Source organism: Streptomyces sp. NPDC046805 (genome assembly GCF_040645355.1).
GTDB lineage: Bacteria > Actinomycetota > Actinomycetes > Streptomycetales > Streptomycetaceae > Streptomyces.
The window spans coordinates 233523-245072 of the sequence record NZ_JBEYYC010000005.1 but is presented as its reverse complement, the minus strand read 5'-3'; the positions used below and the strand labels follow the sequence as shown (position 1 = coordinate 245072).

Here is an 11550-nt window from a genome sequence, read left to right as displayed (position 1 = left end):
GGAGCCGATCGCCCACGGCACCCCGACATCGTCCGGGCGCGCGTGCAGGGTGTTGTTGCGGCCCTTGCGGAACGCCGTCCCGATCGGATGGATCGGCGGGAGATAGACGACGTCGAAGCCCATGCCCGCGATCGCCTCCAGACGGCGGGCGGCGCTACGCAGCGTCCCGTGCGGCCGCTCGGCCGACCCCTCCGAACGCGGGAAGAACTCGTACCACGAGCCGAACAGCGCACGCTCCCGCTCCACCAGCAGCGGCAACGCCTCCGACGCGGTGACCGGTTCCCGCAGCGGATGGCGGGCCAGCACCTCGTCGACCTCAGGCGCCAGCGCCGCCGCGAGACGCCAGGCGGCCGGCCGGTCGCCGTCGCGCAGGGCCGTGACCGCGCCGAGGACGACGTCCCGCTGTCCGTCCTCCTCCGGGACCCGGTCCGCCGCCCGCTCGTACAGCCGCGCGCCCTCCTCCAGGACCAGGTCCGTGTCGATCCCCGCCGGGATCTTGATCCGCGCGTGGTGCCGCCAGGTGGTGACCGGATCACCCCACGCCTCCACCGAGTACGTCCACAGACCCGGTTCGCCGGCGGTGACCGTGGCGCCCCAGCGGTCGGTGCCCGGGGCCAGTTCGCGCATCGGGGTCCAGGGGCCGGGGCGGCCGCGCGGATCGCGCAGTACGACGTTGGCGGCGACGGCGTCGTGCCCCTCCCGGAACACGGTGGCCGACACCTCGAACGACTCACCGGTGACCGCCTTGGCGGGCCTCGCCCCGCGCTGGACGACCGGGCGGACGTCGAGGACGGGGATGCGGCCGGTGACGGTGGGGGTGGCTGTGTCGTCCGAAGCCCGGTGCCTCGTACGGCCGTTGCCCCCAGGGGGCACGGGCGCGGGCGGGCCGCCGGCGGGCGGTGCCGGAGAGCTGTCCGTGGGGGGTGCTGGCGACTGGTGCGTGGCGGGCATGACCGCTCCTGTCCGCGTCTACGAGGGGTATGGGCGGATGGGTGTGGGGAGATGGGTCGTGCGGTGGTGCGCGTCGTACCGGGGGAGCCTTCCCACCCTATTCGGGTGGGCAATCCGGCACTTTGTTAACTACTCACGCGTATCCCGGCACGCAAGACCGGCCCCGTCCGCTGTGAACGGGGCCGGCTGCGACGCTCGGTGCTCAAGGCGGCGGCACCCGCAGGAGTTCGTTCGGCGAGCCCAGGCCCGCGCCGGACACCTTTCCGGGCGAGGCCCCCGAGACGAGCGCCTTGGAGACCTGCGCCGGCGTGGCCTTCGGATGGCCCGCCAGATACAGCGCGGCCGCGCCCGCGGCGTGCGGCGACGCCATCGACGTACCGGAGAAGGTCGCCTTGCCGGTGTCGCTCGCGTAGGACGCGGAGGTGATGGACACCCCCGGGGCGAACAGGTCGAGCGCGGGGCCGAAGTTGGAGAACGAGGCCCGTGCGTCCGTCCTGTCCGTGGCGCCGACGGTGATCGCCTCGGGTACGTCGGCAGGGGAGTACAGGTTGGCCGGCAGCCCGTCGTTGCCGGCGGCGACGGTGTACGTCACACCGGACCGGACGGAGTTGCTGACGGCGGTGTCGAGTTGGCTGTTGTGGTACCCGCCCAGGCTGAGGTTGGCGACCGCGGGCCGGTGCGCGTGCCGGGTGACCCAGTCGATGCCGGCGATGACCTGGGCGGTGGTGCCCGACCCCGCGTTGTCGAGGACCCGTACGGCGACGACCTTGGCCTGTTTGGCGACGCCGTACCGGGTGCCGGCGATGGTGCCGGCGACATGGGTGCCGTGGCCGTTGCCGTCCCCCGCTGTCCGGTCGTTGCCGACGAAGTCCCAGCCGTAGCTCGCCCGGCCGCCGAAGTCCTGGTGGGTGATGCGGATTCCGGTGTCGATCACGTACACCGTCACCCCGGCACCCGCGGGCTCGGGCCAGGTGTAGCTCTTGTCGAGCGGAAGGCTGCGCTGGTCGATGCGGTCCAGGCCCCAGGACGGCGGGTTCTTCTGCGTGTGCTCCAGGGCCACGCGGCTGTCCTGGACGACCGAGGCGACCCGGGAGTCCGCGGCGAGCCGCTCGGCCTGTCTTGCGCCCGCCCGTACGGCGTAGCCGTTCAGTACCCGGCCGTAGGTGTGGCTGATTCTCGCCCCGTACCGCGCGGCCACGGTCCTGCCGGCCGTCGACGGGGCCCTCACCCCTTCCTTCAGAGTCACCAGGTAGCTACCGCCCACGGCGCCGGGCTGACCGGCGCCGAGTATCTTGCCCTCCGGTGCGGCGTGCGCGGGCAGGGTGGCGGCCGAGAGCATCGCGGCCGTGGCGACCGCGATCAGGCCTCCCGCCCGGCGCAGACGCCCGATTCGCGTCCGTGCCATGGTGTGAGTTCCCCTCCTCCACTCTGTGAGAGAGCGTCTCGTGCGGGGCGAAGAGCCACAAGAAGGCCTACGGGTACGGAATCGGCCATATCGATTCGGCGGTCGGTACTGCTGTTGCGGTCGTCCCGGCTACGGCGATCGGCCCGGCAGGGGTTCGGCCCGATGGGGGGTCCGCGGGCGCAGCTCCCGGCGGCACCCGTGTGGACACCGGTACCGTGCTGAGTGACGGGGCGCACAGTGTCGTGCGTCCACCCAGCGAACGTGCCGAGGTGAGTGTGAAGGCGATCCGTCGGTTCACCGTCCGTCCCGTTCTCCCCGAACCCCTCCGTCCGCTGAGCGACCTGGCGCGCAATCTGCGCTGGTCCTGGCATGCGGAGACACGTGACCTGTTCCAGTCAGTCGACCCCGAACGCTGGGCCGCCTCCGGGGGCGACCCGGTCCGGCTCCTGGGCGGCGTGCGCCCCGGCCGGCTCACCGAGCTGGCCGGTGACCGCCGCTTCCTGCGGCGCCTCACCGCGGTGGCCGGCGACCTCAACGACTATGTGACCGGCGATCGCTGGTACCAGGCGCAGGCCGCCGAACTCCCCGCCGCCGTCGCCTACTTCTCCCCGGAGTTCGGCATCACCGCCGCCCTGCCGCAGTACTCCGGCGGCCTCGGCATCCTCGCCGGGGACCATCTGAAGGCGGCCAGCGATCTCGGCGTACCCCTGATCGGTGTCGGTCTGCTCTACCGGCACGGCTACTTCCGCCAGACCCTGTCCCGGGAGGGCTGGCAGCAGGAGCACTACCCGGTGCTCGACCCCCACGAGCTGCCGGTGACGCTGCTGAAGGAGGCCGACGGCACCCCGGCCCAGGTCTGCCTCGCGCTGCCCGGCGGGCGGCAGCTGTGCGCCCGGATCTGGCTCGCGCAGGTCGGCCGCGTCCCCCTCCTGATGCTCGACTCGGACGTCGAGGACAACGACCTCGGCGAGCGCGGGGTGACCGACCGGCTGTACGGCGGCGGCAGCGAGCACCGGCTGCTGCAGGAGATGCTGCTCGGCATAGGAGGTGTCCGGGCCGTACGGACGTACTGCCGGCTGACCGGCCACCCCGAACCCGAGGTCTTCCACACCAACGAGGGCCACGCGGGCTTCCTCGGTCTGGAGCGGATCGCCGAACTCTGCGACCAGGGGCTCGACTTCGACGCGGGCCTCGAGGCGGTGCGGGCCGGGACCGTCTTCACCACCCACACCCCGGTCCCGGCCGGCATCGACCGCTTCGACCGTGAGCTGGTCGCGCGTCACTTCGGCAGCGACGCCGAACTCCCGCGCATCGACGTCCAGCGCGTGCTGCGCCTCGGCATGGAGACCTACCCGGGCGGTGAGCCCAACCTGTTCAACATGGCGGTCATGGGGCTGAGGCTGGCCCAGCGCGCCAACGGGGTGTCCCTGCTGCACGGGCAGGTCAGCCGCGAGATGTTCGCCGGGCTGTGGCCGGGGTTCGACCCGGCCGAGGTCCCGATCACCTCGGTCACCAACGGCGTGCACGCCCCGACCTGGGTGGCCCCGGAGGTGCTGCGGCTGGGCGCCCGCGGGCTCGGGGTGCAGCGGGCCGAGGACGCGCTGACCGGCGGCGCGTCGGACCGCTGGGAGGGGCTCGCGGACGTCCCGGACCAGGACGTCTGGGAGCTGCGGCGCGAGCTGCGCGAGCAGCTGGTCGTGGAGGTACGGCGGCGGCTGGACGCGTCCTGGCGGCAACGCGGCGCCGGTACGGCCGAGTTGGGCTGGATCGACGGCGTGCTGGACCCCGACGTCCTCACCATCGGCTTCGCGCGCCGCGTCCCGTCGTACAAGCGCCTGACGCTGATGCTCCGGGACCGCGACCGGCTGATGGACCTGCTGCTGCACCCCGAGCGGCCCGTCCAGATCGTCGTCGCCGGCAAGGCGCACCCGGCGGACGACAGCGGCAAGCGGCTCGTGCAGGAGCTGGTCCGCTTCGCCGACGACCCGCGCGTCCGCCACCGGATCGTCTTCCTGCCCGACTACGGCATGGCGATGGCGCAGAAGCTCTACACGGGATGCGACATCTGGCTGAACAACCCGCTGCGTCCGCTGGAGGCCTGCGGCACCAGCGGCATGAAGGCGGCGCTGAACGGCTGCCTCAACCTGTCCGTCCTGGACGGCTGGTGGGACGAGTGGTTCCAGCCGGACTTCGGCTGGGCGATCCCGACGGCGGACGGCGCGGGCACCGACCCCGACCGGCGCGACGACATCGAGGCGGCGGCGCTCTACGACCTGCTCGAACAGCGGGTGACCCCCCGCTTCTACGAGCGCGGCCGGGCCGGGCTGCCCGACCGCTGGATCGACATGGTCCGCCAGACCCTGACCCGGCTGGGCCCGAAGGTGCTGGCGGGCCGCATGGTCCGCGAGTACGTCGAGCGCCTCTACGCCCCGGCCGCGCACGCGGCCCGCGCGCTGACCCCGGACGCGGCTCGCGACCTGGCCGCGTGGAAGGCGCGGGTGCGCGAGGCCTGGCACGGCGTGAGCGTCGACCACGTCGAGACGACGGCGGCCACGGCCACCGCGGAACTGGGCGCCACCCTGGGCCTCAGGGTCCGCGTCGGCCTGGGCGCCCTCGGCCCCGACGACGTGGAGGTGCAGGCGGTCTCGGGCCGCGTCGACGCGGAGGACCGCATCACCGACGCCACGGCGGTCCCCCTGAAATCGGCGGGCGGCCCCGACCTGGAGGGCCGCTGGGTCTACGAGGGCCCCCTCTCGCTGGACCGCACGGGCCCGTACGGCTACACGGTCCGCATCCTGCCGAGCCACCGACTCCTCTCCTCCGGCGCGGAGTTGGGTCTGGTGGCGACGCCGTCCGAGGAGGCGGTGGAGGGAGCGGGTGTGCTGATGCGGTGAGGCGGGCCTGCTGTGCTACGGGGCGGTCACTGCTCCTCCTCCCCGGCGCACAGCTTCCGCAGCACCGACCCGCATCTGCGGGCGTACACGTGCTGGAAACCGCGGCCCGCCGGGCCGGCGGCACGGGCGTACCACTTCGCGGGGCGGCTGAAGGCGGCGACGGTCAGCCAGACCGTCCCGTCGCCGGTGCGGTCCACCACGAAGGCCTCCTCGCCGCACTCCGGATGGCCTTCGAGCGTGCCGTAGGCCCAGCCGGCGCGGCGGGGTTCCTCCGCCGTCCAGACGATGCGGCAGGGTGCCTTGACGAGGCCGGCGAGGCTGACCGTGACGTCCACGTCGGGGGCCGCGCGGTCGGCGGTGGCGTCGATGCCCACGCCCATCGCGCGGTGCATCTCCCAGGTGAGAAGCGCCTCGGCGGCACGGCGGAACACCCGCTCGCCCTCGCCGATGCGGGTGCGCACATGCAGGGGGTGGAAGCCGGGCGGGCAGGCGGTGAGGTGCTCGCGGGTCGCGCCGACCGGCTCGTAGGTGAAGGGCATGGGTCCGTAGCGTACGGCGGCCCCCGGGACCGTCTTCGTCCCGGGGGCCGCCTGTGTCAACTACGCGCTGGTCAGCTGACGTTGACGCCGGACCAGGCCGCCGCCACCGCGTTGTACTCCGCGCTGCCGGAGCCGTAGAGGGCCGCGGCCGCGCTCAGCGTGCCGGTGCGGGCCGACTTGTAGTTGGTCGTCGACGTGAAGTACGTCGTCAGCGCCTTGTACCAGATCTGCAGCGCCTTGGCGCGGCCGATGCCGGTGACCGTGGAGCCGTTGGACGTGGGCGAGTTGTAGGTCACGCCGTTGATCGTCTTCGTCCCACTGCCCTCGGACAGCAGGTAGAAGAAGTGGTTGGCGACGCCGGACGAGTAGTGGACGTCCAGGTTGCCGACGGTGGAGGACCAGTAGTCCGCCGAGCCGCCGTCCTTGCTGGGCTTGTCCATGTAGCGCAGCGGGGTGCCGTCGCCGTTGATGTTGATCTTCTCGCCGATGAGGTAGTCACCGGGGTCGGAGGCGTTGGCCGCGTAGAACTCCACGCCGGTGCCGAAGATGTCCGAGGTCGCCTCGTTGAGGCCGCCGGACTCCCCGCTGTACTGCAGGCCCGCGGTGTTGGAGGTGACGCCGTGGCTCATCTCGTGGCCCGCGACGTCGAGGGACGTCAGCGGGTGGGTGTTGCCCGAGCCGTCGCCGTAGGTCATGCAGAAGCAGCTGTCGTCCCAGAAGGCGTTGACGTAGCCGTTGCCGTAGTGGACGCGGGAGTACGCCCCGACGCCGTTGTTCTTGATGCCGTTGCGGCCGAAGGTGTTCTTGTAGAAGTCCCAGGTCTCCTGGGCGCCGTAGGCGGCGTCGGCGGCGGCGGTCTGGTCGGTGGCGGAGCTGGAGGCGGTGCCGGTGCCCCACACGTCGTCCGCGTCGGTGAACAGGGTGCCCGCGGTGGAGCTGGTGGTGTGCGACTTGTTGTACGTCTTGTGGCCGCCGCGCGTCGTGTCGTACAGCTGGAACGTCGAGCCCGACAGGGTGGTGTTGAGGCTCACCGTGCCCGAGTAGAGGGTCTTGCCGGTACCGGTCTCGACGCCCTGGTACTCGTAGAGCTTCTTGCCGGTGGCCGCGTCGGTGATGACGTGCAGCTGGTTCGGGGTGCCGTCGTCCTGGAAGCCGCCGACGACGGTCTCGTAGGCGAGGACGGGCTTGCCGGCGCCGGCCCAGATGACCTTGCGCGGCGCGCTGTCCGCGGCGGTCTTGTCGGATCCGGCGGCCTTGGCGGCGGTCAGCGCCTGCTTCTCGGCCTTGGCCGAGGTGATCTGCGGCTTGACGGTGGCCACCTTGATGGCGCTCTTCGTCGCCTTGGTGACGCCCTCGGTCCTGCCCGCCTTGGAGGTGTGGACGACCAGGTCACCGCCGAGCACCGGCAGACCCGCGTAGGTGCGCTCGTAGCGGGTGTGGACGGTGCCGTCGACGTCCTTCACGACGTCCTTGGCGACCAGCTTCTCCTTGGCGCCGAGGCCTATGTGCCGGGCGGTCTCGGCGGCGTCGGTCTGGGCCTGGTGGATCAGGGTGGTGCGGGCCGCGGTGGACAGCGCCGTCGGGGCGGCGGCCAGCGGCTGCCGGGAGGCGGCCGCGGACTGGGCGGAGGCGCTGGTGGTCAGGCCGGTGGAGAGCAGGGCGCCGGCGGCGACAGCGGTGGCGATGGCCAGAGTGGTGCGCTGGTGACGCGCGAAGAGGGGGCTCACTCAAGCTCCTTCAGTGGGGGAGTCCGGTCAGCGTGGGGTTACTGGCCGGAGTGTGCTGTGAAGTTGCGTTGCTGCTGCGGCGGGTGAAGGAAGAGTGGCATCAGGGGCGCGTACATGTCAGGACCCCAAAATGATGTTGGCCGAAAGACGGCTCTCGGGTGAACATTGCAGGAATGTGAACGGCCCTGTCCGCTTCCGGAAGTTGACGTTTCCGGAGCCGTGCGTTGACCGACCCTTGACTTCCGATTTTCGGAGCCCAATGGCCGATTTTCGAGCAAGGCGGAAGCGCCGGGAATCGCCGCCCGGCACGTGTCCCTCCCCTTCGGCCCTACGCCAGGCTGTCCCGCCACGCCCGGTGCAGGTCGGCGAACCGGCCCGTCCCCGCGATCAGTTCGGCCGGACCGCCGTCCTCTACGATCCGCCCGTGCTCCATCACCAGCACCCGGTCCGCGATCTCCACGGTCGACAGCCGGTGCGCGATGACGACGGCCGTACGCCCCCGCAGGACCGTCGACATCGCCCGCTGCACGGCCCGCTCGCCCGGGACGTCCAGCGAACTGGTCGCCTCGTCGAGGATGAGCACCGCGGGGTCGGCCAGCAACGCCCGTGCGAAGGCGACCAGTTGGCGCTGACCTGCGGAGATGCGGCCGCCCCGCTTGCGGACGTCCGTGTCGTACCCGTCGGGCAGCGCGTCGATGAACTCGTGCGCCCCGATCGCCTTCGCCGCTCGCTCGATGTCCTCCCGGGTGGCGTCCGGCCGCCCGATGGCGATGTTCTCGGCGACCGTGCCGGAGAACAGGAATGCCTCCTGCGTCACCATCACCACCCCGCGCCGCAGTTCGGGCAGCGCCAGCTCGCGCAGGTCGACGCCGTCGAGCAGGATCCGGCCGTCGGTGGGGTCGTAGAAGCGGGCCAGCAGCTTGGCCAGCGTCGACTTGCCCGCGCCCGTCGAGCCGACCACCGCGACCGTCCGCCCGGCCGGGAGCGTCAGGTCGAAGCGGGGCAGCACCTCGCCGCCGGTGCGGTAGGCGAACCGGACACTGTCGAAGACGACCGTGCGGCCGGGCTGCTCGGCCGACTCAAGTGCCGCAAGCAGTTTGGGTGTTGACGGCTCGGGTACGGACGGCGTCTGGGCCAGCAGTCCCGCGATCTTCTCCAGCGAGGCGGCGGCCGACTGGTAGGAGTTGAGGAACATGCCGAGCCGGTCGATGGGGTCGTACAGCCGCCGCAGATACAGCACCGCCGCCGCCAGCACACCCAGCGCCAGGGAGCCGGACGCCACCCGGTAGGCACCCCACAGCACGATCACCGCGACGGCCGTGTTCGCGACCAGCCGGGAGCCGACGACATAGCGGGCCATCTCCAGCATGCCGTCGCCGTTGGTCCGCTCGTGCCGCCGGTTCAGCACCTGGAAGTCGGCCTCGTTCGCGGCCTCCCGGCGGAAGGTGCGCACGGGCCGGATGCCGTTCATCGTCTCCACGAACTTCACGATCACCGCCGCGATCGCGGTGGACCGCGCCTTGAACACCTGCCCGGCGCGGCGCCGGTAGAGGCGTACGAGGAGGTAGAGCGGACCGAAGGAGGCCACCGCGACGGCGCCCAGACCGAGGTCCAGCCAGAGCAGCATCGTCGAGATGTAGACGAAGGACAGGATGACCGTGACCAGCTCCTGCAGCCCTTCGCTGAGCAGTTCGCGCAGCGACTCCACGTCCGTGGTGGAGCGCGAGATGAGCCGCCCGGACGTGTACCGCTCGTGGAAGTCGACGCTCAGCGCCTGCGCGTGCCGGAAGATCCGGCCGCGCAGGTCGAGCAGCACGTCCTGGTTGACGCGGGCGGAGGCCGCGATGAACGCGAACTGCAGCGTGCCGGAGACCAGCCCGCACAGCAGATAGCCGACGGCCACCGCGATCAACGGGCCGCGGTCGTGGTCCCGGAACGCGGGTACGGCTCTGTCGATGGCGTACGCCACCAGCAGCGGCCCCGCCTGCACGGCCGCCTGCTGCAACAGCAGCAGGAGGGTGGTGACGGTGACCCGGGCCTTCATCGGCGCGAGGAGCGAGCGCAGCAGGGCGGCCGTGGCGCCGGGCGGGGTGGGCAGGACGTCGTGGTCGAAGGCGTCGCCGGCGCCGGGCCGGAGCGGGAGTTCGTCGTCCTGGTCGGTGGTGGGGGCAGAGGCGGCCGTGGGGGCGTTCATCGTGTGTCGTCCTCCTGTTCCCCGGACATCAGGTACGCGTACTCCGCGTTGGTGCGCAGCAGTTCGTGGTGGGTGCCGACGGCGGTGATCCGGCCGCCGGACAGCAGGGCGACGCGGTCGGCGAGCAGCACGGTGGAGGGCCGGTGGGCCACGATGAGCGCGGTGGTGTCCGCGAGGACCTGACGCAGCGCGGCCTCGACGGCGGCCTCGGTGTGCACGTCGAGCGCGGACAGCGGGTCGTCCAGCACCAGGAACCGCGGCCGTCCGACGACGGCCCGCGCCAGCGCCAGCCGCTGCCGCTGTCCACCGGAGAGGCTCAGCCCCTGCTCACCGACCTGGGTGTCCGTGCCCTCCGGCAGCGCGTGCGCGAACTCGGCCTGCGCGACGGACAGCGCACGCTCCACCTCCGGTGCGCCGGCCCCGTCCTCGCCTCCCATGAGCACGTTGTCCCCGACGGACGCGGAGAAGAGGGTGGGCTCCTCGAAGGCCACGGCGACTTTCGAGCGGAGCTCCTCGCGGGGCATGGCGGTGATGTCCTCGCCGTCCAGCGTGATCCGCCCGGAGGTGACCTCGTGCAGGCGGGGCACGAGCGCGGTGAGGGTCGTCTTCCCGCTGCCGGTGGCTCCGACGAGGGCCATGGACTCGCCGGGGCGGATGTGGAGGTCGACGCGGTCGAGGATCGGGGGTGAGTCCGCAGGCGCGTCGGGGTAGCTGAACCGGACCTGGTGGAACCGGAGTCCGTCCGCGTCCCCGGCGTCGGTGCCGGCCGGGGCGAGACTGCGCGACTCGGCGCCGCCCTCCGGTTCCGCGTCCAGCACCTCGAAGTAGCGCTCCGTGGCCGTCGCCGCCTCCTGGCTCATGGCCAGCAGGAAGCCGATCGACTCCACGGGCCAGCGCAGGGCGAGTGCCGTCGACAGGAAGGCGACCAGCGTGCCCGCCGAGAGGTCGCCGTTCGCGACCTCCACCGCACCGAGGACCAGGGCCGCCCCGATCGTCAGCTCCGGCAGGGTCACGATGACGGCCCAGATCGCGGCGAGCAGCCGCGCCTTGCGCAGTTCGGTCTCCCGCAGCGTCATCGCCAGTTCCCGGAACACCCGGGCCTGACTCCGGTGCCGTCCGAAGCCCTTGATGATCCGGATGCCGAGCACGCTCTCCTCGACGATCGTCGTCAGGTCGCCCACCTGGTCCTGTGCCAGGCGTGCCACATCGGCGTACCGCTTCTCGAAGACCGCGCACATGACAACGACGGGGATCGCCGGGCCGAGGATCACCAGCCCCAAGGTCCAGTTCTGCATCAGCATGATCCCGACGCCGACCAGGATGGTCACCCCGTTGACGAGGAGGAACGTCATCGGAAAGGCGAGGAACATACGCAGCAGCATGAGATCGGTCGTGCTCCGGGAGAGCAACTGCCCCGACGCCCAGCGGTCGTGGAAGGCGATCGGCAGCCGCTGCAGATGCCGGTACAGGTCGGCCCGCATCTCCGCCTCGACGTGCGTCAGCGGCCGCGCCACCAGCCATCGCCGCAGCCCGAACAGCAGTGCCTCCGCGATGCCGAGCAGCAGCAGGTACAGCGCCCCGAGCCACACCCCGCCGGGGTCCCGGTCGGCCACCGGCCCGTCCACCATCCACTTCAGCACGAGCGGGATCACGAGCCCCGCACAGGAGGCGAGCACCGCGACGAACGCGGCCGTGAACACCCGCACCCGCACGGGCCGTACGTAGGGCCACAGGCGCAGCAGCGTACGTACGGCGGAACGACCGGAACGACCGGTGTGGTCCGTGGTGGTGGCAGTCATCGTCGACATCACCCGTGAGACTACGGACTGCCACTGACAAC

The 11550-nt window shown here is 71.9% G+C and carries 7 protein-coding genes; 1 reads left to right on the top strand and 6 read right to left on the bottom strand.

Annotation, left to right across the window (positions count from 1 at the left end; all coding sequences use genetic code 11):
• Together ABZ910_RS08820 and ABZ910_RS08815 are read right to left on the bottom strand one after the other, a co-directional pair.
• On the bottom strand, nt 1-951 hold a 951-nt coding region (locus tag ABZ910_RS08820), incomplete at its 3' end, for a maltotransferase domain-containing protein (protein ID WP_361361018.1).
• A gap of 202 nt (nt 952-1153) precedes the next feature.
• Complete coding sequence (locus tag ABZ910_RS08815) at nt 1154-2356, bottom strand: S8 family peptidase (RefSeq protein WP_361361016.1); 1203 nt, start codon at nt 2354-2356, stop codon at nt 1154-1156.
• Between the two features lie 275 nt (nt 2357-2631).
• On the opposite strand from ABZ910_RS08815, the gene glgP reads away from it, so the two are divergent.
• Nucleotides 2632-5250 carry an alpha-glucan family phosphorylase gene (gene glgP, locus ABZ910_RS08810; RefSeq protein ID WP_361361047.1) on the top strand — a complete coding sequence of 873 codons (2619 nt, stop codon included), beginning with the start codon at nt 2632-2634 and terminating at the stop codon, nt 5248-5250.
• 26 nt (nt 5251-5276) lie between these two features.
• Here the strand turns inward: glgP and ABZ910_RS08805 are convergent, their stop codons facing one another.
• From ABZ910_RS08805 to ABZ910_RS08790, 4 genes are all read right to left on the bottom strand, one after another.
• Entirely contained in the window at nt 5277-5789 is a 513-nt protein-coding gene (locus tag ABZ910_RS08805; RefSeq protein WP_361361014.1) for a DUF1990 domain-containing protein, read from the bottom strand.
• 71 nt (nt 5790-5860) lie between these two features.
• Complete coding sequence (locus ABZ910_RS08800; RefSeq protein ID WP_361361012.1) at nt 5861-7516, bottom strand: M4 family metallopeptidase; 1656 nt, start codon at nt 7514-7516, stop codon at nt 5861-5863.
• A gap of 328 nt (nt 7517-7844) precedes the next feature.
• Nucleotides 7845-9710, bottom strand: coding sequence for an ABC transporter ATP-binding protein (locus ABZ910_RS08795; RefSeq protein ID WP_361361010.1), 1866 nt, complete (start codon nt 9708-9710; stop codon nt 7845-7847).
• On the bottom strand, nt 9707-11518 hold the full coding sequence (locus ABZ910_RS08790; RefSeq protein WP_361361008.1) for an ABC transporter ATP-binding protein: 1812 nt from the start codon (nt 11516-11518) through the stop codon (nt 9707-9709). Before ABZ910_RS08790 ends, ABZ910_RS08795 begins: the two co-directional genes overlap by 4 nt.
• Between the last annotated feature and the right edge of the window lie 32 nt (nt 11519-11550).